At 32.5% G+C, this 24,778-nt stretch carries 22 protein-coding genes; 6 read left to right on the top strand and 16 right to left on the bottom strand.

What is annotated here, in order from left to right; all coding sequences use genetic code 11:
* The first annotated feature begins 279 nt into the window (after positions 1-279).
* Together GWR14_RS08465 and GWR14_RS08460 are read left to right on the top strand one after the other, a co-directional pair.
* Positions 280-2,442, top strand: coding sequence for a carboxypeptidase-like regulatory domain-containing protein (locus GWR14_RS08465; RefSeq protein ID WP_163408601.1), 2,163 nt, complete (start codon positions 280-282; stop codon positions 2,440-2,442).
* 280 nt (positions 2,443-2,722) lie between these two features.
* Positions 2,723-3,562: an alpha/beta fold hydrolase gene (locus GWR14_RS08460; RefSeq protein ID WP_163408600.1), complete on the top strand. Its 840-nt coding sequence runs from the start codon at positions 2,723-2,725 to the stop codon at positions 3,560-3,562.
* A 48-nt stretch (positions 3,563-3,610) separates the two neighbouring features.
* Here GWR14_RS08460 and GWR14_RS08455 read toward each other — a convergent pair whose 3' ends face one another.
* Positions 3,611-4,075, bottom strand: coding sequence for an Mpo1 family 2-hydroxy fatty acid dioxygenase (locus GWR14_RS08455; protein ID WP_163408599.1), 465 nt, complete (start codon positions 4,073-4,075; stop codon positions 3,611-3,613).
* Positions 4,076-4,243: 168 nt separating this feature from the next.
* Between GWR14_RS08455 and GWR14_RS08450 the strand changes: the two genes are divergently transcribed.
* Complete coding sequence (locus GWR14_RS08450; protein WP_163408598.1) at positions 4,244-4,789, top strand: DUF4494 domain-containing protein; 546 nt, start codon at positions 4,244-4,246, stop codon at positions 4,787-4,789.
* A gap of 660 nt (positions 4,790-5,449) precedes the next feature.
* Here GWR14_RS08450 and GWR14_RS08445 read toward each other — a convergent pair.
* The 6 genes from GWR14_RS08445 to GWR14_RS08420 form a co-directional block, all read right to left on the bottom strand.
* The gene (locus GWR14_RS08445; protein WP_163408597.1) at positions 5,450-6,679 is read right to left on the bottom strand and encodes a TMEM143 family protein; all 1,230 of its coding nucleotides are present in this window, start codon (positions 6,677-6,679) and stop codon (positions 5,450-5,452) included.
* 146 nt (positions 6,680-6,825) lie between these two features.
* Positions 6,826-7,461 (bottom strand): hypothetical protein, encoded by a 636-nt coding sequence (locus GWR14_RS08440; protein ID WP_163408596.1) that lies wholly within the window; start codon positions 7,459-7,461, stop codon positions 6,826-6,828.
* A gap of 215 nt (positions 7,462-7,676) precedes the next feature.
* On the bottom strand, positions 7,677-8,939 hold the full coding sequence (locus GWR14_RS08435) for a hypothetical protein (protein WP_163408595.1): 1,263 nt from the start codon (positions 8,937-8,939) through the stop codon (positions 7,677-7,679).
* A 2-nt stretch (positions 8,940-8,941) separates the two neighbouring features.
* The gene (locus GWR14_RS08430) at positions 8,942-9,322 is read right to left on the bottom strand and encodes a hypothetical protein (protein ID WP_163408594.1); all 381 of its coding nucleotides are present in this window, start codon (positions 9,320-9,322) and stop codon (positions 8,942-8,944) included.
* Positions 9,323-9,530: 208 nt separating this feature from the next.
* Positions 9,531-10,241 carry a LytR/AlgR family response regulator transcription factor gene (locus tag GWR14_RS08425; RefSeq protein WP_163408593.1) on the bottom strand — a complete coding sequence of 237 codons (711 nt, stop codon included), beginning with the start codon at positions 10,239-10,241 and terminating at the stop codon, positions 9,531-9,533.
* The gene (locus GWR14_RS08420; RefSeq protein ID WP_163408592.1) at positions 10,214-11,212 is read right to left on the bottom strand and encodes a sensor histidine kinase; all 999 of its coding nucleotides are present in this window, start codon (positions 11,210-11,212) and stop codon (positions 10,214-10,216) included. Before GWR14_RS08420 ends, GWR14_RS08425 begins: the two co-directional genes overlap by 28 nt.
* Positions 11,213-11,383: 171 nt before the next feature.
* Between GWR14_RS08420 and GWR14_RS08415 the strand changes: the two genes are divergently transcribed.
* From GWR14_RS08415 to GWR14_RS08405, 3 genes are all read left to right on the top strand, one after another.
* Positions 11,384-12,376 carry a hypothetical protein gene (locus GWR14_RS08415; protein WP_163408591.1) on the top strand — a complete coding sequence of 331 codons (993 nt, stop codon included), beginning with the start codon at positions 11,384-11,386 and terminating at the stop codon, positions 12,374-12,376.
* A 30-nt stretch (positions 12,377-12,406) separates the two neighbouring features.
* Positions 12,407-12,619 carry a hypothetical protein gene (locus GWR14_RS08410; protein ID WP_163408590.1) on the top strand — a complete coding sequence of 71 codons (213 nt, stop codon included), beginning with the start codon at positions 12,407-12,409 and terminating at the stop codon, positions 12,617-12,619.
* A 129-nt stretch (positions 12,620-12,748) separates the two neighbouring features.
* Positions 12,749-14,278, top strand: coding sequence for a SulP family inorganic anion transporter (locus tag GWR14_RS08405; protein WP_163408589.1), 1,530 nt, complete (start codon positions 12,749-12,751; stop codon positions 14,276-14,278).
* 29 nt (positions 14,279-14,307) lie between these two features.
* Here the strand turns inward: GWR14_RS08405 and GWR14_RS08400 are convergent, their stop codons facing one another.
* The 9 genes from GWR14_RS08400 to miaB form a co-directional block, all read right to left on the bottom strand.
* On the bottom strand, positions 14,308-16,680 hold the full coding sequence (locus tag GWR14_RS08400) for a hypothetical protein (RefSeq protein ID WP_163408588.1): 2,373 nt from the start codon (positions 16,678-16,680) through the stop codon (positions 14,308-14,310).
* Positions 16,681-16,881: 201 nt separating this feature from the next.
* Positions 16,882-18,513, bottom strand: coding sequence for a chaperonin GroEL (gene groL / locus GWR14_RS08395; protein WP_111365082.1), 1,632 nt, complete (start codon positions 18,511-18,513; stop codon positions 16,882-16,884).
* A gap of 77 nt (positions 18,514-18,590) precedes the next feature.
* The gene (locus GWR14_RS08390) at positions 18,591-18,866 is read right to left on the bottom strand and encodes a co-chaperone GroES (protein WP_008467105.1); all 276 of its coding nucleotides are present in this window, start codon (positions 18,864-18,866) and stop codon (positions 18,591-18,593) included.
* Positions 18,867-19,007: 141 nt separating this feature from the next.
* Positions 19,008-19,355, bottom strand: a complete 348-nt coding sequence (gene secG / locus GWR14_RS08385) for a preprotein translocase subunit SecG (protein WP_163408587.1) — start codon at positions 19,353-19,355, stop codon at positions 19,008-19,010.
* A 3-nt stretch (positions 19,356-19,358) separates the two neighbouring features.
* Positions 19,359-20,534 (bottom strand): tetratricopeptide repeat protein, encoded by a 1,176-nt coding sequence (locus tag GWR14_RS08380; RefSeq protein WP_163408586.1) that lies wholly within the window; start codon positions 20,532-20,534, stop codon positions 19,359-19,361.
* Between the two features lie 63 nt (positions 20,535-20,597).
* Positions 20,598-21,119 carry an LptE family protein gene (locus GWR14_RS08375; RefSeq protein ID WP_163408585.1) on the bottom strand — a complete coding sequence of 174 codons (522 nt, stop codon included), beginning with the start codon at positions 21,117-21,119 and terminating at the stop codon, positions 20,598-20,600.
* Positions 21,120-21,221: 102 nt separating this feature from the next.
* Positions 21,222-22,478 (bottom strand): sigma-54 interaction domain-containing protein, encoded by a 1,257-nt coding sequence (locus GWR14_RS08370; RefSeq protein ID WP_163408584.1) that lies wholly within the window; start codon positions 22,476-22,478, stop codon positions 21,222-21,224.
* A gap of 195 nt (positions 22,479-22,673) precedes the next feature.
* Entirely contained in the window at positions 22,674-23,063 is a 390-nt protein-coding gene (locus GWR14_RS08365) for a GxxExxY protein (protein ID WP_163408583.1), read from the bottom strand.
* Positions 23,064-23,106: 43 nt separating this feature from the next.
* Complete coding sequence (miaB, locus tag GWR14_RS08360; RefSeq protein ID WP_163408582.1) at positions 23,107-24,552, bottom strand: tRNA (N6-isopentenyl adenosine(37)-C2)-methylthiotransferase MiaB; 1,446 nt, start codon at positions 24,550-24,552, stop codon at positions 23,107-23,109.
* Positions 24,553-24,778 lie beyond the last annotated feature (226 nt).

Raw genomic sequence — 24,778 nt, 5'->3', positions numbered from 1 at the left:
ATTTCGGTGCTTTTGATTAGCGAGGACGTGAGACTAATTAATAGTTTAGTCAACTTCAAATCATAAAATTAGACTTCATTTAGATTCTAATAAATGATTCGAATTCTGTTCCACTACGGTCATTATAAAAAAGCCTGCAAAATATACATTTTGCAGGCTTTTTTGTTTTCAATAAATCTTCGTTATGGCTTAGAACTTATTTTTTTTCAATAAATCTGCTTAGCTTCCCAACCATTTACTCAAAGTTATCATCTTAGTTTATATAAACACCTTTTAGTTATGATAAAAAGATACTCTCCTTCGAAAACAGGTTTATTAATAACCGTATTATTTATTTTATTTTCATTCAATGTAAATGCTCAAATAGTGAGCGGGATTATCTATGATGGTAACAAGAAACCTTTGACTGATGTTGAAATAGTAAATCAGCAAAATAATTTTGTGACAGTTTCAAATGTTGATGGAAGTTTCACAATCAAAGGCAATAAAAAAGATGAGTTGAAATTTATCTATCCCGGAGAATCAGTTAAAATAGCAGTAGTAGACAATGTTAAAAACCTGAAAGTCTATTTTGATGATGCGGAAACTATTAGAAAGAAGCAGGAAAAAATAAGAGAGGAAGAAGATAGAAGATGGGAAAAGGAAAAAAGAAAATCGGACAGAAAATATAGAACCAAAAAGGAAAAAGTATCCCGAATTATTACTGCCGATCATTCTTTACGTGGAAATCCTTTGAAAAAAACAGTAATTGGTCAAATTACGGATGAATCCGGACCACTGCCAGGTGCTACTATTATTATTAAAGGAACTAAGATTGCGGCAACTACTGATTTTGATGGTTACTATGGTATCGATGCGAAAATAGGAGATGTTTTAGTAATCAGTTACATAGGTATGAAAACAGTAGAAGTAAAGGTAGATAATAGAATAATGAATGTAGTATTATATAGTGATGTTGTGATGCTTGAATCAGTTGTTACTACCGCTGTTGGATCCAGAAAAGATAGAGTAGCAGGATTAAAGGTCGAGAGATCTGTAAGTAGCATTGCTGAAGAAGTTGCGGCGGCTCCGATATCAGATAAAAAGATTGCTGTAACAGGAAAAAATAATTCAATTAAAGCAGGACAGTTAACTGCAGGAGAAGTTAATGACTTTAGTTATTACAGCTATTGGAAAGGATTAACAGAAACAGAATTGAACCAGTGGAAAAACCATTGGAAATTAAATCCGGTGTATAGATATTCAGTAAGTCTCAAAAACGATAAAGGTTTTCCAGTAATCAATAAAACGGTTTATTTAAAGTATGAGAAAGAAATTGTCTGGACAGCAAGAACTGATAATACCGGACGTGCTGAATTATGGTTTCAGCCAAATGATTTATCAGTCGAAAAAACTTCGGACAATCTTCAAATTATTGATGTAGATAAACTTGTTTTAGTTTCAAAACCAAAAGAGTTTCATGATGGAATAAATACCTATACTTATAAGCAGGATTGTGTTGAACAGAATAAAATAAACATTGCATTTGTAATTGATGCTACAGGCTCAATGGGTGATGAAATAAGTTATCTGCAAGCCGAATTATATGATGTAATTGAACGAACAAAAAAAGAATTCCCAGGTTCTGATTTGTCTATGGGAAGTGTTTTTTACAGAGATGCCGGAGATGAGTATTTGGTTAAGAATTTTGATTTTACAACAAATATTAAAAATGTCATTTCGTTTATAAAAAAGCAAAATGCTAATGGAGGCGGGGATTATCCCGAAGCTGTAATTGAGGCTCTTGAGGCGTCAATAGAGAACATGAGTTGGGATGATGATGCACGAAGCAAACTTTTATTTCTTTTATTAGATGCACCGCCTCATTATAGTGATGCGAATGTAGTAAAACTGCAAAATCTGGCGAAAAAGGCAGCAGAAAAAGGAATAAGAATAATTCCAATTGCGGCAAGTGGAATCGATAAAAGTACAGAGTATTTGATGCGTGCTATTGCATTAGAAACAAACGGAACTTATCTTTTCATAACCAATCACAGCGGTATTGGAAACGATCATATTGAACCATCTGCAGAAAATTATAAAGTTGAAATGTTAAACGATTTAATTTTGAGAGTAATTATTCAAAATTGTTCTGTTAATACCTGCGATTCAAAAGAAAGTTCATATTCTCAAAACACAGAAATAGAAGAAAAGTTAACGAAAAAAGATGCAATTGATTTTAAATATTATCCAAATCCAACAAAAGATATTGTAACCGTAACTTTAAATAAAGAGGCAGAAGAATTGTATTTGTTTGATACGACTGGGAAATTAATTTTATACAAGACCGATAAATCAAAAGAATACAAACTAGATTTAGCTTTTCTTCCTAATGCAGTATATTATTTGAAAGTTTTGGTTGATAAAAGAGAAGTTTTTGGAAAGATTATTAAACAGAATTAATTAAGAATATATTTCTTGGATTGTGTGATTAAAAGAGCCTGTTTCGTAACTGAGACAGGCTTTTATAATAAACCATATTTTATTAGGGTATAGTTTTATTGAATGATTTCTCGTTTTTGGGTTGGTTTGAAATAACTGTTTGCAAAACAGAAACTTAATGTTTTGGTAATGAATTAATTTATTATATTTAACGAGGTTTAGATTTTATCAGAATAATTTTATATGCTGTAGCAAAACGGTTTTAAAGACCAAAAACGTTTAATCTTTAAATTATATTTTTATGAAAAAAATTTACGAAACTAAAACAAGTTTTGCTGATTTAGGAGATAGAAAAATAGCTTATAGATCTTATGGAAAAGGCAGGGCTGTAATTTTTATAAACCGTTTTAGAGGGACTTTAGATACCTGGGATCCTTTATTTATCAAAATGATGGCTAAAAAATTTAATGTCATTACTTTCGATTATTCGGGAATAGGTTCTTCTACCGGTAATATGTCTTCTGAGATTACACTCGTGGCTCAGGATGTAAAAGATCTTGCCAGTGCTTTACAACTGGACACAATCATTGTTTTAGGGTGGTCTTATGGAGGATTGGTAGCACAGGCAGCTACCTTGTTGTATCCAAATTTAGTGACACATTCGATATTGGTAGGAACAAACCCGCCGGGTAAAAATGAAGTACCTTTTGAGCAGGTTTTTCTAGACTCAGCCTTAAAGCCTATTAATGATTTTGAAGATGAAGTTGTTCTGTTTTTTGAACCAAAATCGGCTTTTAGTCTTGAAGCAGCAAAAGCTTCTCATAACCGGATTCATAAACATATTGATGTTTCAAAAATTCCATCAACGATGGAGGCTTTTCAGATTTATTTTAAAGGCGGAGATGGCTTTAGAGAAGATGTGCTGAACTTTAGGGAGCAGATAAAAAAAACAAAAACACCAATTTTAATTATTTGTGGAGATCACGATGTGAGTTTTGCTGTAGAAAACTGGTATGCAGTTTTCAATCAAATGACCAATGCCCAAATGATTGTTTATGGAGGGACAGGTCATGCGCCACAGCATCAGTATCCTGAACTTACTTCAAAATCTATTATAAACTTTGTAAAACACACATATTGACGATGTAGTTTTAGTAGTATATAAGATTTAGAGGAAAGTATACTTTGGCTATTTTCTGGAGAATAGATTTTCAGCAACCCAGGCAGGACCAATTAATAAAAACTGGATGTCTTTTAAGAAAGAAGGTTTTTTGCCCTCAATATTATGTCCGTAAAATTGTCCGATCCAGGCAATTATAAAAACGCCAATCGAAAATAGCCATAAAGGAAAAAACTGTCCGATGTAATAACTTACAACCAGACAAATTGCTGAAAAAATGGCAATTTTAAGAGCCATGGCAATTGATAACCGGATATAGAAAATGAGCACAAAAAGCAAAACTATTGTTGCCCAATTTTCTAATATTGGAGCATTAAGCTCTAATTTGGAGGTGATAAAATGAGATGGAATACTCATTAATAATCCCACAATAGAAAAGTAAATCGCCGGAACACATACATAGTGTATTGCTTTGTTCTTTGGGTTTTGATGACTAACAGCGTATTCTTCAAACCATTGTTCTAAAGTTTTCATTTCTTTCGTATTTAGGATTCTATCAAATCTATTAAAAAAAAATGAGTCTTTGGATAAATTTCAATTGTCATTTTGGATGATTCAAAAATTGTGAATATCTATTTTGAGAATAATAGATTTTATTTCTGCTAAAATCTATCTTTGGCATCCTTTTAAATAAAAATAGAGATGAGCACAATTTGGTACGAATGCAAGGTAAAATATAGAAAAACCGATGATATTGGATCACAAAAAGTTACAACAGAGCCTTATTTGATAGATGCAATATCATATACAGAGGCAGAGAAGAGAATAAATGAGGAAATGGGGGCTTATGTGAGTGAAGAGTTTAAGATTACGAATATAAAAGTAGCAAATTTTGCCGAAATCCACCCGTTTGAAAATGCTGACCGTTGGTTTAAATCGAAGGTATCCTTAATAGCTTTTGATGAAGAAAGCGGAAAAGAACGCAAAACAAATATGTATTTACTGGTACAGGCTAATGATGTAAAAGAAGCTTACGATAACACTGTTACCGCAATGAAAAATACTATGGGTGATTATACTATTCCGGCAATTTCAGAATCACCGATTATGGATGTTTTTCCGTATTTCAGCGGGGAAGAAGATGAACTGGAGAAAATGGAACGATTTAATGCCTTAAAAAGTTCTAAACCAGAAATAGTTTCAGCAGGAGAAACAGCAGAAGATTTTATTGAAGCTGAAAATGAATAAAAGATAATGGTTTTAATAAAAAATATACAGAAAAGAGGACTTGAATAGGTTCTCTTTTTTATTTAAAATTCATTCATTAAAAAGAATAGAAGTGCAGCACCTAATAGTATAGTAATCCATATTCCAAGCAGTAATTTTTTTGTCATCATGTGTAATTTTAGTTTTAAAAAACAAAAAGAATAAATACTTGTTAATTAATTTGAAGAAAAATAACTATTTTAACTATTAATATGGTTATTTTTCTGCGTAATACCTGAAACGGGTAAATTGTTTAAGTATAATTAAGTAAGATGCTGATTTTTATTATTCTTTTTAACAGGTCAATATTACAAATAAAATCGATAAACTGCAAAATAATCAGGTTAAATGCATTGCTTTTTTGTTAATCGAAAGATTTTACTTTAAAATGAATAAACCCCAACGTTTTAGAGGCTTTAGGAGGTTTTTGAATTTAAGAGAAAATCAAACTTCGATAAAATTATGCGATTTTGATTTTTTTAGCTGATTAAAAGAGTGATTATTCACCGTGAAAGTTAAAAAATGAGCCAGGAGAAAAATATTTTTTTAATTTTTATGCTTAAATATTTGAAGACAATAGAAACGAAAAAAAGACACAAACCAATTAAGTTTTTGTGTCTTTCTAATAATGTCGGAATAAAATTATTTCTGATTATACTCAAAAATATTGTCCCATAATTCATCAATTTGAATAAGGGCTTTCTCTAAAGAGATAACTTCCCATTTTCCATTTGTTTCAATACTAAGACCTATATTTTTTAATTTTAATAAAGCATCGTGAACATCAAAATCTAAATCAGTGTTTAGTTTAGTTTTAAACCAGGATTCGATTTGAAAGTCCAGATCTTCAGAAGTTAATGCTTTTTCACTTCGGCTTAAAAAAGCATATGCAAGAATTGTTTCTTTTAAAACTTCTTCTTCAGAAGAATTCAGTAGAGAATAAAATGCGCCACTGTTGTTTCCCAAATTCTTAAAATATAAACTATCCGAAAGCATTTTAGAATATCTGATCTTTTTGTTTACAAAATTGTTGTATTGGCGAAAACAATAAGCTGCCAAAATGCCTAAAGCAATTAATCCCTGATTTAATGAAGTTTTACTGTTTAAAAAGTCAATAGCTTCACCAGTTTTATAAGCTTCGTACATGTTGATTAGGGCCGGAATTACTTTGGCACTTAAGAGAGAAATTCCACCAAAAATACCCGGAATCCAAAGCAGCATTTTGTCTTTTAAAGACATTTTTGGAATTGCATTTGGAAAAATTGTCTCAAGATCGTTTTTGGGAACTCGTTTAAAGATTTTTAAGCCAATTGATCCCGGATCAACAGGTAGTTTACCTAATTTTACCTTTTTTTCTTTAAGATAATCCGCTTCGCTATAATTCAGATAAATCATAACGCGGTCATAGTATTCGATTTCTATTTCTTTTTTCCAGAAAAAATATTTTGTAATTTTTTCTTTGGCCTTGTGGTGACCACGAACATACAATTCATAATCTTTAAAAGCATTAAAATCAATAGAAAGATTTAAGCCAATTAAATCAGATTCGGTAAAGGCTTTATCTAAAGTTTCCTGATCGATGCGGGTATAATTTCCTAGTTTTAAAACGGTTTGTAATGACTCTTTAAAAGCTGAAAAATCACTTTTACCAATAAAACCTTCACGTTCTTTCTCACTTAAATCAGGATCGAACAAAGCGTAATTTTGTTTCAGTTTTTGATTTAGATTAAAAGCCTGGTAATGATAGTAATGTTCGATAATATCGAATAGTTTTTTAAAGTCATCAACCTTTTTTGGGTCTTTAGAGAAAGTAGAAAGCTGTTGTTCGAGTAAGAATTCCTTGTTGAAGGGAATGTAATGTTCTCGTGTCATATTGAATTTAGGGACTTTAATTTTTTAAATCTTTACTTAAAGCAAAAATACCACCCCAAATTTGATTTTGGAGTGGTACTTATATTAAAAGTTTCTAAAATTTATTAAAAATGAACGGGCGTATTTGTTATTATTTATAAAAAAGTTTATGATTTGATCACTCTAAAACGACCGGGGTATTTTTGCCAAATACTCTTTTTATTGCCATAATAGTCCATAAAATCTTCACATACAAAGACAGCGTGTACTTTTGACCATGCTACAACGCCACAAAATTCGCTTCCTGATGATCGTTTTAGTGTTAGAATTTGTTTCCCTTTCTCGAACCCCAAATATTTATAAATTGTTGGAGTATATACTTCACCATCTTCTAAATCATCTAACGCTTTCATAAAAGTATCGTGCTTATCAATGATTTGTTTGTATTTTGCCATCACAGCGTATGCTAAAACTGCGTAATCTTTTATTTTTTCGCTTTCCTCGTTAGTTTTAATAAAAACAAAACCAGCAGAAAATTTGGCTTTATTTAATTCATCTTGTGTAAGACTGAAAGAAGCATTGTTTTTTAATGTTATCTTATAGAGGCTATCGTTTGTTTTTTCAGTTATAAAAAGATTGTCTAATCCATAAATATTCAAAGCAGCCTTAATGAAAGCAATTGAAGAACAGTTTGTGCGTTCTCCCTGTTTAAAACTTTCGAATATTTTGTCTGAACTCAACTGAGCGAAAGAATTAGAACAGACGGAGATTAAAAGTAAAAATGTTAAAATAATAGATCGCATTATAATTATGTTTTGGAATTGTTACCCTAGTGTTTTTTTATGGTATTTCAGGGGCTTTGCAAATCTATAAAAATCAGCTGTTAGTTGCGTTTTAAGGCCTCATTTTTTTTAGTAACTATAAGTAATTCGCAATTTATCTCTATTATTACTTGAAAAAACCTTTTGAAGTTTTGTTTTCAAAAGGTTTTCCAGATTGTTTTTTGAAATTTTTTTATTTATCGCTTATTGCCAAATCCTGCCACAAGTCCTAAAGCGGCTATTAAATTGCCATCTTTTGTTGTTGTTCCATCGTAATTACGTCCAAAGGAAAATGTCAGTTTCTGATTTTTTAATATCGCATAATCTGCATTTGCCATAAGCCTCCAGGAAGAATCGATAGTGTTTTTTGACAATGCACTCCGGTAAATTGCTTCGATACTGCAGTTAAATTTAGATTGCGATTTTCCTATAATATATCTGATTCCTGTATCAAGGGTAGAAAGATTATCAATTTGGTTAACCTGATTGTCTAATGCAAAAACTTTATCTGGATTGTAAAGATATCGTATCAACCCTAATAAAGAACCTGATTTTTCCCAGGTATACCCAAAAGTAGTCCATATTCCTGAGTTGTAAACTTTGGAGTTATTAAAATTTTTATTCCTGAATTCGGCACTGATTCCGCCGGCAATATCCCATGTAAAATTTACTCTGGCGAGCTGAAATTCGCTTGCCAGTTGTTTTATTTTGGCATCTATTTTTTCAAATTGTTTTGTGTCTTTATTGCCTTCAAGTAAGATTTCTATTTTTAAAGCGATAATGGAGTCTAATTTACTCGCTTTTTTTAATAATAATTCACCAAGTAAAACATTGTCTGGGGATTCATCATTAGTGTCAAATCCGTTCAGGATATTTTTTCTTTGCTTTTTTAAACTATCAATTTCCTGTGGAAGGTTATCATATACCTGAAATTGATTTTTTTTCATTAACGCTAATTTTTCCTGTTGTAATACGGCAATTTTTTTTAATTGATTTACAGTTGTGCTGTCATATTTACCTCTGTAGATTGAAAATCTAAAGCCAGTAGCAGCATATGTGCTAGTGGGATTAAAGTTATTTGAAACAGAGTCTGTATTTTTAACCGCAAAAGACAACACCAAAGTTTGTTTTAAAACTTTTTCGCCATAAGAATTACTAAGACCTTTTGTGGTAATATCGCCCAGATTATTTTTTTTGAACAGCCAAAACGGAGCAATATCAATTGCATAATTTGATGGTAATTGTGAGAATGAATTTGTTGCAGTTTGGATAGATGTCATAAAAGCAGAGACATCTGTAGGTTTGTCAATATCACTTTGTGAAAAGCCTAACAAATTTGAAGCTGGAGAAATAGGAGCTTTTAATAAATCAAATTCCTCGCTACTGTCTTTTTGCTGTGCTACAACCATAAAGCTGGTAAGGAAAACGAAAGCAAAAATAATTTTTAGAGCTATTTTCATGATTACGATTTTGAAGGATTAATAAACTCAATATTGCAATAATAATCTGCGGATTCTCCTTCCTGGTCTACCATTTTGTATAAAGGATAGTTTCTAACTAAGAAGCCGCCTGATAGTTTAACGTTTAAGGAAGTTACATTGGTTTCTTTTGATGTATCTGTTATTGTTGCCTGAATTTTAAGATTCTTCCCGTGTAGTAATTTATTTTCTTTGATGGCTGTTTTGGGCAAATTTCCAACATGATTCGAAATAAGATCTTCTTTGTCTAAAGAAATACTCAAAGTAGAGGTTTGTCCCTGATCTCCAATAACTATTTCTATTGAAACCATTCGATTGGAATCATTAATTAAATAAAGTGTATCAAGTGTAGTTTTTGCAGCCATAGTTAATTGAGTTAAATATTTTGTAGTAAAAGTAAGTTTAAAACTGCGATATTCAAATCAATATAAATGTTTATTTTTTGATGCTTATTGTAAAGAGGGGGGCTGTATTTGGTTTTTTATCAATGATTTTAATTCTTTTTTGTTTGTAAAAAGAATTAGAAAAACAGATAAGTCAACTAAAAAGAGAACTTCAAAAATAACTCAAATATTAAATAGATAAACCATCTAATAAAATCTTATATTTTCGGCCAACAGGAATAACATCTCCGTTGGACATCGTTAAAGCTTTGAAGTTAACAGAAATAGTCTTAGAGAGATTTACAATATAAGAACGATGTACCTGCATAAAATTATTATTGTCAATTTCTAAGGAGATATTGGAAAGCGAGCCATAAATAATAATCGGAGATTTTAATTTGGTGCTAAAGAGTTTCATGTAGTTGCCCAGACTTTCGATATAAATGATATCTTCGATTGGCATGTTGGTCATCTGTCCGTTTATACGATAGGAGAATGTTTTTGTGTTAGTGTCGATTCCTTTTTTAAGGCTATTTCCTGAAAAATAAGTTTTAGCTTTTTCTATGGCTTTGGCAAATTTTTCAGGAGAAATAGGTTTTAGCAGATAATCAATTGCATCATTCTGGTAAGCTGAAAGCGCAAAATCAGAATAAGCTGTCGTTACAATTGTAAGCGGACGATTGGGCTGGAGTTCCATTAATTCGACGCCTGAAATTACAGGCATATTTATGTCGAGAAAAATAATATCATATTGGTTTTCGTTAAGCATTTTTATGGCTTCCATGCCATTAAAGGCACTTCCGGAATGTTCCAGTTCGTCAAATTTTGAGATATGAGAGATCAGTGCTTTATGCGCAGGTGATTCATCATCAATTATGAGGCAGCGATAGGTAATTGCCATATACTTAATTTTACAACAAACATATTATTTTCTTTTTTACAGCTTAAATCGTGTTTTAAGCCATAGACTTCCAAACGTCTTTTTAGATTTTCAATTCCAATGCCGGTGCCCGAAAGTCGTGATCCTGATTCCAGATAACTGTTTTTTAAAATAAAAGTCAAATTTCGGCATTTTACTTTTAAATCCAGTTTAATAAACGGTTTTGCGGTTTCAGCAGAGAATTTCACCGCGTTTTCTACCAGTGGTAAAAAGAATAACGGCGGAATCTCGGTCAGATCATAAATGCCTTCAATATTTTGGGTTACAGATAGTCTTTCGTTTCTAAAGGTGTAATATTCAATATATTTTTTAATAAAAGCTATTTCTTCTTCAATTAAAACATAATCTTTTTTTGTCGCTTCAATCTGATAACGAAGCATATCCGAAAGGTTCAGTATCCGGTCAGGAACTTTGTCAGGTTCAGCCAATGCTTCTCCGTAAAGATTATTCATGGCATTTAATAAAAAATGTGGATTCAATTGCTGTTTTAAAAACAAAAGTTCCGACTTAAAATTCATGATGTCTTTGTCTGTCTGCGTAATTTTTTTGGTAATAAAGATGTGTACAAAATAGAAAAAAGTACCATTTATAATAAGTGACAATATTTGCAGGGTTTTTAAATTGCCTAATCCAACTTCTGGAAAAAACCAGGCCATACAATAGTAAAAACCAGTCCAGTAAACGACAAGAAGCGTAAAAAAAAGTCTGAACTTTTTACGGAATAAAAAAGGTTTGATAATAAAAAGATTAAAACAGGTTACCCAGACAATAGTTGGGAAATAACCAATAGCAATTTTACTGAGAATATAAGGCCAGTCGTGACCGTCAAGTTTTATTTCATCATAAACACAAGCCAGAATAACCAGATATACAAGCGTATTTACGATAAGATTGCGTAGAAAAAAGTTTTGATAAATTTTTGCGATTGTCATAACGGCAAAAATAATATAATAGTATAGTTTATAGCTGTTTATGATGTATAAATTATACGAACGCCATTCGTATAAAACATACGCCACTGGTATAAAATTGTTATTAAAATCAGAAGGCCTAAATTATTTTTGATCCGGATTTAATCATCATAGAAAACAATTTTAAAGTTTATGAAATCAAAAATCATTTCGTTAATCGTTGTATTTACATCTTTGCAAACAATAGCTCAGGAGAAAGAACCTGGTATGAAAACGTTTGGTAAAGCTATAATTGATAAATTTCCAAGTACAAGAACTTTTGATATACAATATGAACAATTAGGACCGTCAAATTACAATTCTGAATTATTAGGAAATAGATTTGAACGAGGAAGAATTGAAAATCATAGTCGGTTTAAAGCGGCGTTTAATTTGCCTTTTTATGCTTCAAAATCCAAAAGGTTTGTTTTGACGACTTCATTGCGGTACAAATATGAAAGTTATGATTTTGGAGGAATTTACAATTACAATACAGATCAAACTTATACCCGTGACGATCAAAATACTCAATATTGGGCCGGAGCAGTAAATGCAACCTATATGTCTTCGCTTTTTAGCAAACCGGTTATTTATAATGCTACGGCCATTGCTGATGGAAACGAAGATGATTTTCAACGTTTAAAAGGTTTTGTTTCGGTAGTTTTTGTGCTTAAAAGAACTTCTTCTACTACTATTACTGCAGGAGCTTTGGCATTATTGGATCCTTCATCGATAATTCCGATTATTCCCCTTTTTTCTATGAACCATAAGTTTAAAGATTCAAAGTGGGATATGGATTTTATTCTGCCTCAGCGAATTTTGTTTAGACGAGAATTGCTCGAGAATGGAAGGATTTCTTTTGGTACAGAATTGAATTCGGAGAACTTTTATCTCAATTTAAATGCTGCTAATTTAAGAGGCGTTTATGAACTTAATCAGCTAGAGCTAAAAACCGGAATCACCTATGAATATAGTTTTTCACCCAAAATAATTGCATTTGTTAAAGGTGGTGTAAATCATGTGTTGACCACCCGAATTACCGAAAAAGGTGAACGAACCAATAGATATGTTTATGATCAGAAAGAAGATACTCAGGGATATTTTAGATTTGGAATCTCATATAACCTTTTTAATAAAAAACAGTAGTTCTTAGTTTTATAATTTAAATTAATGATTATGGAAGTTGAAATTTTTAAAACAAATGTTCAGGAAGAGGCAGATAAAAATCATGTAATGACTGTTATTCAGACTCGGTTTCCGGCTTACAAAATCAATTTTGATTTAGAAGACTGTGATAAAATATTAAGGGTTGAAGGTGATGAACTGAAACCTGAAAATATTGTGGAATATGTGAATCATCTGGGATACGTTTGTGTTCCGTTAGAATAAAAAATATGATCAGTTTTATTTTTTCTTGTATAATGTTGTTGTTGGAGCAGTTATAACTACATAAGTTTCCTTTTTGCAGAGAAAGGTTTAGTTGATTTTATGCACATTATTTTTTTAAATTTGTGCCCTATGAAAAAAGCATTCCAACTCTTCGATTTTACTCAAAAAGTAAATTATAGAAACGAAATTTTAGCCGGTTTAACCGTTGCGATGACCATGATTCCTGAATCTTTGTCATTTGCTATTTTGGCTGGGTTTCCGCCATTGGTTGGATTGTATGCTGCTTTCATTGCCGGATTGGTTACGGCTATTTTTGGAGGAAGACCGGGAATGATTTCAGGCGGAGCGGGAGCGACCGTTATTGTTTTAATTGCCTTAATGAAGTCGCACGGAATAGAATATGTTTTTGCAGCCGTTGCACTTGGGGGTGTAGTTCAAATCTGCATCGGACTTTTTAAACTTGGGAAATTTATTCGTTTAGTCCCTCAACCTGTGATGTTTGGTTTCGTAAACGGATTAGCGGTTGTGATTTTTATGTCGCAATTAGAGCAGTTTAAAACGGTTATAAATGGCCAGGTTTCATGGATTCAGGGAACTCCTTTATATATTATGTTAGGCTTAGTCGCTTTGACGATTGCGATTGTTTTGATTTTTCCCAAAATCACAAAAACAGTTCCGGCTTCTTTGGTTGCTATTATGGTAGTTTTTGCTTTGGTGATTATTTTTAATATCGAAACTAAAACAGTAGAAGATATTGCTTCAGTTCAGGGTGGATTTCCTCCATTTCATATTCCAGATATTCCATTTTCTTTTGAGACTTTAAAATTGATATTTCCGTATTCGGTAATTGTTGCGGCTGTTGGTTTGACAGAAGGTTTATTAACACTGAATTTAGTTGACGAAATTACCGGAACGAGAGGAAACAGTAACAGGGAATGTATAGCACAGGGAAGTTCGAATATTTTAAACGGTTTTTTCTACGGAATGGGTGGCTGTCCGATGATTGCGCAGACTTTAGTAAATCTTGGTGCCGGTTCCAGAGCCAGACTTTCAGGGATTATTGGTGCATTGACTATTTTAATCATCATACTTTTTGGAGCTCCTGTAATTGGAAAACTGCCAATGGCTGCTTTAGTTGGGGTGATGATGATGGTGGCTGTAACAACTTTTGAATGGGCAAGTTTTAAAATTATTAATAAAATGCCACGCCACGATATTTTCGTCGGAATTCTAGTTGCTGTAATTACAATTGTATTGCATAATCTGGCTTTGGCAGTTTTAATTGGTGTAATTATTTCAGCTTTGGTGTTTGCATGGGAAAGTGCCAAAAGAATTCGTGCAAGGCATTATATCGACGAAAACGGAATAAAATATTATGAAATTTACGGCCCGTTATTTTTTGGCTCAACGACTACTTTTCTTGAAAAATTTGATATTCAGAACGATCCGAATCATATTATAATTGATTTTAAAGAAAGCCGTGTTTATGATATGTCGGCAATCGAAGTTTTAAATAATCTGACAAAAAAATACAATCAGGTTAATAAAGTGGTTGAGTTGAAATACTTAAGCGAAGACTGCAGACAATTGCTAAAAAATGCTAATGCTGTTATTAATGTAAATGTGATTGAAGATCCAACATACAAAGTGGTTTTATGAAAAAATAAGTTCTAACAATCATGAGGAAATTATGAATTTCCCCCGATATGAATTTTTCTAACTTCTGAAATTAATTGTCCTTCTTCTGAAAATCCTTCAATTAAAATCTGAATTTCTTTTTGATTGTTTTTCGGAAATTTTATCTGATAGTCCTTGTGGTCGTCTTTTAAATCTATATCCGAAGACCAGTCTAAAGTGCCAAAATAATCGAACTCCTCCTGATTTTCAAATATACTATTTTGGTATTTAATGTTTTGAGCGAAACCTTTCGTTACTATGAACGTAGTAAACTTTGCTCTGAAATAATTATTTTTCTGTCCTTTTTTCATGTAAATTTTAATCGTACCATGTCCAGAAGCGGAAACATCCGAATTGCCTGATGGATCAATATAAATTTCATCAATCTGATCCAAAGTAAGATTTAATAATTGATTAAAATCAAATACTAAGATGTCATCAATATATATCGATGGAGAACTTGCCGAATCGCCCAGATAAGTTCCTCTTCCGTTGCGGACATATACACTATTGTCATTTTGATTGATACCTGTATTATATCCGTTTGATGTCAGAAAGCTCAAAACTGTTCTGTATTCTCCTTCTTTAATTTTAAAGGCTTTAGCAACAGCGCTCATGCTGTTTTTGTGATTTAAAACTTCTTTTTTGAAATTGTTTTTTATTGCTATTCCTTTCAGTTCAATTACTTTATCTTCTGGTTTTGGGGTAGAAAAATTAAAAACATTGTCAGTGGTTTTTAATACAGGACAAGTAATATTTTCGAATGAAGGTCCTAAAATAAATCGGGGTTCATTTCTGGAAACTCTGGCTTCTATCTTAGTAAATACTGCTGCGTTTTTTTCATTTACCATTTGTACAGCTAATACGGTAGAATCCTGCGCATAAAAATGTTCAAACTTAAAATCATTATGCAGATCTATATTTGCTTCTTCAAATAAATTATCTTTTAAGGATATAAGAGAAATTTTGTTCTTCGAATTTGGTTTTAGCTCCTTTTCTACTTTACCACTTACTGTAATCCCTTTTTCAAATTGATAATTCATTTTTGGCGGATCAGATTTAATATTTTCCCAGAGAAATTTGCTCTTATTTTGATTAAGCATTAAGAGCTCAATATCTTGTTTTCGATTCTTGTTGTTTGGGTTATAATAAGGATACGTATTCGTTTCAGGTTTGTCTAAATAAGCATTCAGATAAAAAGTCCCTAAAATCGATTTTTTTTGATTTACACAAACGTTCTTTTCAGGGAGTATGCTAATACTTAAATGACCCTTATTAACTTCTGTCTTTCCGGATAATATAATACTGTCATTCGCTGTTGCTTTTGCTTCAAGTGTTGTTGTAGGAGCAATATTATTTTCAATATACACCAATCGCTCAGTAACTTCATTCAAATCTTCATCCAATACCCTGATAATGTTTACTCCATTTGATAAAAATTTCTTATCAAAAAAACAGGACTGTTCTGTTTTATTATTGTTGAAAGTAATTTCCTGCTGCATAAAATTACCATCTTGTTCAATAAGCAGAATGAATTTTTTATTTTGATATAACTGAAGACCTTTTTCATTGGTTTTAAGAACAACAAGTAAATTGTTTTTGGTCAGATTGTTATTGTAACTCAAAATAATCCCGGTTTCAGTAATTTTGCCCAATGGCTGTGATATGTTTAATTTCTCAGAGTTTATTTTAAGGGTATATTTTTCAGTTAAATCAGCTTTTAAATAAAAAACACCATTTCCCATTGAGTTGGTATGAAAATGTGTAACCTCATTTGATTTTGAATCCAATATGACTCCGTTCATTATTTCCAGGCCTTTTTTATTGCAATCTTTAATTTTAATTCCAACCGTATTAATGATGCCGTTGATGATATTTCCACCTTCTGGGAATAAACTTATTTCAGCTGTTTTCCAGTTAGGTTCATTGGTTTCAAAAAGATAGGGATTGCTTTTGCTGATAATTTCAACTGTTTGATTAAAAGAATCATCTTCTTTGAAATTATTCATCCAATTGGTATAAAAATGGAAGTTATATTTGCCGGGTTTAAATTTTTCACTCAAATGAATTCCTCCCTTAAAAGTGCCATGCTCTGTAAAAAGTAACTGTTTTTGAATTATTTGCTGCTGATCATCATAGATTACCAATTCAACGTTTGTAGTGTTACTATTTGGAATGTTATTATTTTTACTGAATACATATCCCTTAAAAACGATATCTTCATTGTTTATATAAATATTTTTATTGAATTGGACATGGATAATTTCCCTGTCGTAATGAAAATAAGTATTGATATATTCCTTTATTTTTTCCGAATTATTGGTAGTTTGAGAAAAGGATTGTAAACAGAATAACAAACTAAAAAATCTGGAAATTAGTTTCATACAAAGCAATGTTTAAGCTAAATTATATGTTGAATAAATCAGACATAAATTTAATTGCAATAATAATCTGTGGTAGTTAATGCATTCTTAATGTTTTGTTTAAAACATCAAAAATTTTGTAATGATGTGTGAAAAAATAAAAGCTAAAAAAAATCCGTTTACTTTTGGTAAACGGATTTATATATAGTTGAGAATGAGTTCTTACATCATTCCAGGCATTCCGCCTCCCATTGGCATTCCGCCTCCGGCATTTTCTTCTTTAATATCGATTAATGCACATTCTGTAGTTAAGATCATTCCGGAAACAGATGCAGCATTTTCTAATGCAACACGAGTTACTTTCTTAGGATCGATAATTCCAGCAGTAAGCATATCTACATATTCGTCAGTTTTTGCGTTGTATCCAAAATCACCTTTTCCTTCAGAAACTTTAGCTACAACAACAGAACCTTCAAGACCAGCGTTTTCAACGATAGTTCTTAATGGAGCTTCAACAGCACGAGAAACGATTTGGATTCCCGTTGCTTCGTCAGCATTGTCAGCTTTTAAGTCAGCCAAAGCAAGTTTAGCTCTTAACAAAGCAACACCACCTCCGGCAACGATTCCTTCTTCTACAGCAGCGCGAGTTGCGTGTAAAGCGTCATCAACTCTGTCTTTTTTCTCTTTCATTTCAACTTCAGAAGCAGCACCAACATAAAGAACAGCAACACCTCCGGCTAATTTAGCCAAACGCTCTTGTAATTTTTCTTTATCGTAATCAGATGTAGTAGTTTCCATCTGACCTTTAATTTGGTTCACGCGGTTTTTGATGATATCAGCTTCACCAGCTCCGCTTACGATAGTTGTATTGTCTTTATCGATAGAAACTCTTTTTGCGTTTCCTAACATTTCGATAGTTGTATTTTCCAGCGTATATCCTCTTTCTTCAGAGATTACAGTTCCGCCAGTTAAGATTGCAATATCTTCTAACATTGCTTTTCTTCTGTCTCCAAAACCTGGAGCTTTTACAGCAGCAATTTTAAGCGCACCTCTTAATTTGTTTACTACTAATGTAGAAAGAGCTTCTCCGTCAACATCTTCAGCAATAATCAATAATGGTTTTCCTGATTGTGCAACTGGCTCTAAAACTGGAAGTAATTCTTTTAAAGAAGAAACTTTTTTGTCGTATAATAAGATGTATGGAGAGTCTAATTCAACTTCCATTTTCTCTGGATTTGTTACAAAGTAAGGAGAAAGATATCCTCTGTCAAACTGCATTCCTTCAACAACGTCAACGAAAGTGTCAGTTCCTTTAGCTTCTTCAACAGTAATAACACCTTCTTTTCCAACTTTTGCGAAAGCAGTAGCGATTAATTCACCAATAACTTCGTCATTGTTAGCAGAGATAGAAGCAATTTGCTGAATTTTATCAGAATCGCTTCCAACTACTTTAGCTTGTTTTGCTAAGTCAGCTACGATAGTTTCAACAGCTTTGTCAATACCACGCTTCAAGTCCATTGGGTTTGCACCTGCCGCAACGTTTTTCAAACCTTCTTTTACGATTGCTTGAGCTAAAACGGTAGCAGTTGTAGTTCCGTCACCAGCTAAGTCATTAGTTTTAGAAGCTACTTCTTTCACCATTTGCGCACCCATATTTTCTAGTGCGTCTTTTAATTCGATTTCTTTTGCAACAGAAACACCATCTTTAGTAACAGTTGGTCCACCAAATGATTTTCCGATAATTACGTTACGACCTTTTGGTCCAAGTGTTACTTTTACAGCATTTGCTAATGCATCAACACCACGTTTTAAACCGTCACGTGCTTCAATATCAAATTTTATATCTTTTGCCATTTTAATTTTTTGTTTAAAGTTTGATTTGTTTCAAGTTAAATGAAGTTCTTAATACTTCGTACTTAATACAATATTTTTTAGATAATCGCTAAGATGTCGTCCTCACGCATGATTAGATAATCAGTGCCTTCCAGTTTTAGCTCGGTTCCTGCATATTTACCATAAAGAACAGTGTCTCCAACTTTTACAGTCATAGTGTGATCTTTAGTTCCGTTTCCTACTGCAACTACAGTTCCTTTTTGTGGTTTCTCTTTGGCAGTATCTGGAATAAAAATACCTGAGGCAGTTTTGGTTTCAGCTGCAACAGGCTCAATAAGTACGCGGTCTGAAAGCGGTTTAATGTTTAAAGCCATGATTTTATATTATTATAAGTTATACGTTTTTTTTATGTTCTATAAACTTTCAGAAACTGTGCCATGCTAGAAAAACTGACATTATTTCCTAAAAAAAATGCCAGCTTTGACAGGCTGGCATTTTGATTTATATCAAAATTATTATTTCGCTGCAGGTGTTGCCGGAGCAGGTGTTTGTTGTGCCGGAGCAGCTGGCGCAGGGGTGTTAACTGGTGCTGCTTCAGTTTTTTCAATAATTTTAGATTCGGTATCACTTAATGATCCTGTAAAACTTAAACTTGAAAGCATGATTAATACAATCAAAATAGTAGCTAGTGTCCAGGTACTTTTATCTAAAAAGTCAGTTGTTTTTTGTACCCCGCCCAACATCTGTGTTCCGCTGATAGTAGAAGACAATCCACCTCCTTTAGGGTTTTGTACCATAATAACTACGATCAATAGAAAACAAACTATTGTGATTAAAACTAAAAAAATTGAAAATGTGCTCATTACTTAATTATTGTTATTGTTATTTTGTTGTAAAATCTTTATATCCGATATGCGGTCTGCAAAGAAAGTAATTTTTTCTGGATATTTCAAAATTAATATTTCATATGCTTGTATCGCCTTTGTGTATTTTTTTTGATCCAGATAAACCCTTGCTAAAGTCTCGGTCATTAAATATGAATTATCTTCTTTGTTTGTGTCCAGTTGTACTGCCGCGTTTATTACGGTCTGCTTTATAGGAGAAATTTTTGGGTTGTTTTCTATGAATTTATCAATTATATCTGCTTTTTTCTTTTTTTCTTCTTCGACTTTTTGAATCTCTGCTATATGTTCCGGAGATCTGTCAATAGGCTCCGTTTTTGATAGTTTGAGCCACTCCTGAAAAGAGTGTTTCTCGTTCATTGAAAAATCCGGGAGGGTTTGAATTTCGGGATTTTCTTCCGTTGCTTCCAGAACCGGTTCAGTAATTTCTGTTTCTTTTGGTTCTTCTGTATTTTGTGGCTCTTTCAGAACTACAGATATTGCTTTTTCAGATAATTGAGAAACTACAGGCTGGAACTCTATTTCATCTTCGTCTTCTACAATTTCATCAAAAAAAGTTATAATGGGCTTAGGAACTGGAGCTGTTTCGGTAATTGGGGCTGTTTCAATAGTTGGAGTTTCTTCAATAATTGAAGCTGTTTCAACTGGGATTAATTCTTCCACAGGTAAAAATACTGTTTGCTCAATAACAGGTTCCGTTGGTTTTTCTTCAATTTTTTCAGGTTCTTCAAAAATTACTGATGTGGCTTCTTTTATAGAATCCAAAATGGAACGTTCAATAGGGTCGATACGGATTTCTGCAGTCTTTTTCTTTTCTTCGGCTAAAACAATTTCACTGTCAAAAACAGTCATATTTAGTAAAGCATTGAGTTTTTGATCATAAAATTCGCCCTGAATAGAAGTGAATGTTTCTGAATTGATAAAATCAAACAAAACAGAACGGTCTGTTGTATGGGCACCAGTAACTTTTAAAGCATAATTGTACTTAAAACTATTTTGAATATAAAGCCCTTTTAAACGCAATGCTCTGGCACTTTGAAAATACGGAAATTCATTCAGGACACTTGACAGTGCTTCTGTCTGCTTTTCTGTGATTGTATCAGGATTGTTTATAAGGTATATATAATTAGTTACGTTCATTTAATTCTTTGCTTTTATTATAATTGACCAAAAATAGTTTGTTTGATTTACAAAACAAAAAAATTACCATTTGGCCAAAGACTCATTAAAGATGTCTTGTGTAATTCTTTCAAAAATAGTTTTTATTGCCTCATTTAACACGCTTCCAACAAGCTGTGACTGTGCCGGATAATCATAATAAAATTCAAATGTTTTTTCAAAATCATCAGTTTCTTTCTTTCTGTTTGAAAAACGAACATTTACACGAATCGTCAAACGGTTTTGCGAAGCTCCCGCATCACCATTTGTTGTGACGGCTGTTGCTGTCATCGGAGAAATTCTGTAATCTATGATTTCGCCTTCATAAAGCAAATCACCATTAGAGCTAACCAGATTTAAATTGGTCTGGTTCATAATTAAATCCTGTAATGCCAACGTAAACTCTCTGTCAATACCAGGTTCAATCAAATCGGCATTATTCTGAAAAAAGTTCACCTGAAATGTTTTGCCTTCAATAGGAGAAGCACCCGTGAAGTTATATTTTACAGTACAACCGCTCAGTGTTAAAAGACTGATAAGTGCGAAAAGAGAATATATTTTTTTCATAATATTATTAGAAAAGTACAATGTTTTAAATTCCAAATTCCAATTGTGTCCAAATATAGGTAATTGGATTTTGGAATTTTGAAATTGTAATTTAATTATTTTTTATAAATCGAATTGCTTGATTTTGCGGTATAAAGTTCTTTCAGAAATACCTAATTCATCAGCGGCAGCCTTGCGTTTTCCTTTGTTTTTCTCTAATGATTTTTTGATCATTTCGATTTCTTTCTGTTCTAAACGTAAAATTTCTTCCTCTTCAATAGTTTCGGCAAATAAATAATTGTCGTCAGGAATCTGATAATTGTCTTCACGTACTGCAGGTTTCATAACAGCCGTTCTTGGTTCTTCCTCGAAATCAATTTCGCTGTCGTTTTGCTGATTTCCGTAAATCTTCTGAATCAAATTTGGATTGATATCCTGTACTTTTGACGAACCGTTTTTCATTAATTCGAGAGTCAGTTTTTTCAAATCGTTTAAATCGCTTCTCATATCAAAAAGAACTTTGTACAAGATGTCTCTTTCAGTGCTGAAATCGCTTTCTTTTTTGCTATCGCTAATAACAGAAGGTAAATTGCTTCCTTCTGCTGGCAAATAAGATTGTAAAGTAGCCAAACTAATATCGCGATTGGTTTCTAAAACAGAAATCTGTTCTGCCACATTTCGAAGCTGACGGATATTACCGCTCCATCTGAACTTTTGTAAAAGCTGAACTGCATCATCATCCAGTCTTAAAGGTGGCATTTTGTATTTGTGAGCAAAATCGGCCACAAATTTTCTGAACAATAAATGAATATCGTCATTTCGCTCACGTAAAGGAGGTAATGTGATTTCAACTGTACTTAAACGATAATACAAATCTTCACGGAATTTTCCCTTTTCGATAGCATTAAACAAATTTACATTGGTTGCGGCTACGATTCTGACATTTGTTTTTTGAACATGAGAAGAACCAACTTTTATAAATTCACCATTTTCCAAAACACGAAGTAATCTTACCTGAGTTGTCAATGGTAATTCTCCAACTTCATCAAGAAAGATAGTTCCGCCGTCAGCCACTTCAAAATAACCTTCACGTGTACTTGTTGCACCTGTAAAAGCTCCTTTTTCATGTCCGAAAAGTTCACTATCAATTGTTCCTTCGGGAATTGCTCCACAGTTTACAGCAATATATTTACCATGCTTTCTGTGTGAAAGCGAATGTATAATTCTTGGAATGTTTTCTTTACCAACACCGCTTTCCCCAGTTACCATAACCGAAATATCAGTTGGAGCAACCTGAATGGCTTTTTCGATAGCACGATTTAATTTCGGATCATTACCAATAATCTCGAATCGCTGTTTTATTGCTTGAACTGTTTCCATGTAGATTTTTGTTTCAAGTTTTTATTTGTTTCAGGTTTCAGGTTTTCTCTAAAACTTAAAACTTTGGCTTATATTTTTTCTTTTGCCACAGATTAATAAGGATTATCATTTTTTATTTTGAAATGAATATTTCTTTTTAGTATGACGCCATTTTTTTAATTAACCACAAATTACACAAATTAGCGCAAATTCAATTTATGAATTTATCAATCTTTTATGAACTAGTGATTTGTTTTGAAAGTTTGCAATTATTCCAACAGGAGTATCTGCAAGCTTCATGTAATTTAAAGTTTGAGCAAGGTGATCATTGCTAATTTCTTTCACTGATTTTACTTCTAATATTATGTCTTCATAAACAATAAAATCGGCATAAAATTTATGGGGTAAGATAACTCCTTTGTATTCTATTGAAAATTCCTTTTCTCGATGATAAGGAATATTATTATTTTTAAATTCAATTTCTAATGCATCTTTATACACAATTTCAAGTAATCCAGGCCCTAATAATCTATGTACTTCCATGCATAAGCCTACAATTTCATAGTTTTGATCTTTCTTGTAGTAATATTCATTGGTATCAATCATAAAAAAAGAATTTGTGGAAATTTGTGTAATTTGCGGTTAAAAATTAATTCATTTCAGAATACCCCACAGCTTCACCTTTTAAAGTTCCACTAGTACAGCTTGTAATTTTCACGTTTACAAAATCTCCAATTTTGTAATTTTCTTTTGGAAAAACTACCGTTATACTTTGTGAGTTTCTTCCTGAGAATTCCTCTTTCGATTTTTTAGAAACTTTCTCTACTAAAACTTCAACTGTTTTTCCAACAAATTCTTCACTTCTAAACCAAGCATGTTTTTGTTGTAAATCTACGATTTCCTGTAATCTTCTGGCCTTGGTTTCTTCTTCAACATCGTCCTTCATTTTTCTTCCGGCAAGAGTTCCTGGTCTTTCAGAATACGAATACATATAACCAAAATTATATTTTACATATTCCATTAAGCTCATTGTGTCTTGGTGATCTTGCTCTGTTTCTGTTGGGAAACCGGCTATCATATCTTGCGAAATCGAAGCATCAGGAACAATCGCTCTAATTTTATCAATCAAAGCCATATATTCTTCGCGAGAATGCAGACGATTCATTTCTTTTAAAATTCTATTACTTCCAGATTGAACAGGTAAGTGAATATGTTTACAGATATTTGGATATTTTGCCATAACGTGCAAAATACTTTCGTGCATATCCTGCGGATTAGAAGTTGAAAAACGAATACGCATTTTAGGAAAACCAACAGCAACCATTTCAAGCAATTGATCAAAATCAACAGCAGTTGCTTTTTGCATTTCAGAAGCGTTTACAAAATCCTTTTTCAAACCACCTCCATACCAAAGGTAACTATCAACGTTTTGTCCAAGAAGTGTAATTTCTTTAAAACCTTTGCTCCATAAATCCTGAATTTCAGCCATAATACTTTGCGGTTCACGACTTCTTTCGCGACCACGTGTAAAAGGAACCACACAAAATGTACACATATTATCGCATCCGCGAGTGATCGAAACCAAAGCTGTGATTCCGTTGCTCATTAAACGAACAGGAGAAATATCTCCGTAAGTTTCTTCTTTTGATAAGATTACATTAATAGCGTCACGCCCTTCTTCAACTTCTGCTAATAAATTAGGCAGATCTTTATAAGCATCAGGACCAACAACAAGATCAACGATTTTTTCTTCTTCCAAAAATTGGCTTTTCAAACGTTCAGCCATACAGCCCAAAACCCCCACTTTCATTTTCGGATTTGTACGTTTTACAGCATTGTATTTTTCTAAACGTTTACGAATAGTTTGTTCGGCTTTGTCACGAATAGAACAAGTATTAACCAAAACCAAATCAGCTTCTTCTAAAACTGAAGTTGTATTATATCCTCCTTCAGACAAAATGGAAGCTACGACTTCACTGTCCGAAAAATTCATCGCACAGCCGTAACTTTCTATAAAGAGTTTTTTAGTATTCTCAGGTTTATTTTCCAAAACAAGACTTTCACCTTGTTTGCTTTCTTCAATAATCTTTTCCATTATAAAAATTCAAAGTGCAAAGATAGAGTAATTACGCTTAATATGACAAGATGTCAGATAAAGAATTAACAATGTTTTGAGAAATATCATTGGGTAGCTTTTAGGAGCTATTTCCAGCATTCCATTGCAATCTGGGCTATCAAGAAAAGGTTTCAAAAAGCACATTTCTCGGTCTGAAATCATTAAAAGTTGTACCTATATATATAATAGAGAAGATTACAGATAA

The organism is Flavobacterium ajazii (genome assembly GCF_010614725.1).
Taxonomy (GTDB): domain Bacteria; phylum Bacteroidota; class Bacteroidia; order Flavobacteriales; family Flavobacteriaceae; genus Flavobacterium; species Flavobacterium ajazii.
This window is presented reverse-complemented; position numbering and strand designations above follow the sequence as displayed.

Bases quoted from the DNA above. Each gene is read 5' to 3' on its own strand.
- GWR14_RS08465 (WP_163408601.1), top strand. From the start codon at position 280: ATGATAAAAAGATACTCTCCTTCGAAAACAGGTTTATTAATAACCGTA.
- GWR14_RS08460 (WP_163408600.1), top strand. From the start codon at position 2,723: ATGAAAAAAATTTACGAAACTAAAACAAGTTTTGCTGATTTAGGAGAT.
- GWR14_RS08455 (WP_163408599.1), bottom strand. From the start codon at position 4,075: ATGAAAACTTTAGAACAATGGTTTGAAGAATACGCTGTTAGTCATCAA.
- GWR14_RS08450 (WP_163408598.1), top strand. From the start codon at position 4,244: ATGAGCACAATTTGGTACGAATGCAAGGTAAAATATAGAAAAACCGAT.
- GWR14_RS08445 (WP_163408597.1), bottom strand. From the start codon at position 6,679: ATGACACGAGAACATTACATTCCCTTCAACAAGGAATTCTTACTCGAA.
- GWR14_RS08440 (WP_163408596.1), bottom strand. From the start codon at position 7,461: ATGCGATCTATTATTTTAACATTTTTACTTTTAATCTCCGTCTGTTCT.
- GWR14_RS08435 (WP_163408595.1), bottom strand. From the start codon at position 8,939: ATGAAAATAGCTCTAAAAATTATTTTTGCTTTCGTTTTCCTTACCAGC.
- GWR14_RS08430 (WP_163408594.1), bottom strand. From the start codon at position 9,322: ATGGCTGCAAAAACTACACTTGATACACTTTATTTAATTAATGATTCC.
- GWR14_RS08425 (WP_163408593.1), bottom strand. From the start codon at position 10,241: ATGGCAATTACCTATCGCTGCCTCATAATTGATGATGAATCACCTGCG.
- GWR14_RS08420 (WP_163408592.1), bottom strand. From the start codon at position 11,212: ATGACAATCGCAAAAATTTATCAAAACTTTTTTCTACGCAATCTTATC.
- GWR14_RS08415 (WP_163408591.1), top strand. From the start codon at position 11,384: ATGAAATCAAAAATCATTTCGTTAATCGTTGTATTTACATCTTTGCAA.
- GWR14_RS08410 (WP_163408590.1), top strand. From the start codon at position 12,407: ATGGAAGTTGAAATTTTTAAAACAAATGTTCAGGAAGAGGCAGATAAA.
- GWR14_RS08405 (WP_163408589.1), top strand. From the start codon at position 12,749: ATGAAAAAAGCATTCCAACTCTTCGATTTTACTCAAAAAGTAAATTAT.
- GWR14_RS08400 (WP_163408588.1), bottom strand. From the start codon at position 16,680: ATGAAACTAATTTCCAGATTTTTTAGTTTGTTATTCTGTTTACAATCC.
- groL (WP_111365082.1), bottom strand. From the start codon at position 18,513: ATGGCAAAAGATATAAAATTTGATATTGAAGCACGTGACGGTTTAAAA.
- GWR14_RS08390 (WP_008467105.1), bottom strand. From the start codon at position 18,866: ATGGCTTTAAACATTAAACCGCTTTCAGACCGCGTACTTATTGAGCCT.
- secG (WP_163408587.1), bottom strand. From the start codon at position 19,355: ATGAGCACATTTTCAATTTTTTTAGTTTTAATCACAATAGTTTGTTTT.
- GWR14_RS08380 (WP_163408586.1), bottom strand. From the start codon at position 20,534: ATGAACGTAACTAATTATATATACCTTATAAACAATCCTGATACAATC.
- GWR14_RS08375 (WP_163408585.1), bottom strand. From the start codon at position 21,119: ATGAAAAAAATATATTCTCTTTTCGCACTTATCAGTCTTTTAACACTG.
- GWR14_RS08370 (WP_163408584.1), bottom strand. From the start codon at position 22,478: ATGGAAACAGTTCAAGCAATAAAACAGCGATTCGAGATTATTGGTAAT.
- GWR14_RS08365 (WP_163408583.1), bottom strand. From the start codon at position 23,063: ATGATTGATACCAATGAATATTACTACAAGAAAGATCAAAACTATGAA.
- miaB (WP_163408582.1), bottom strand. From the start codon at position 24,552: ATGGAAAAGATTATTGAAGAAAGCAAACAAGGTGAAAGTCTTGTTTTG.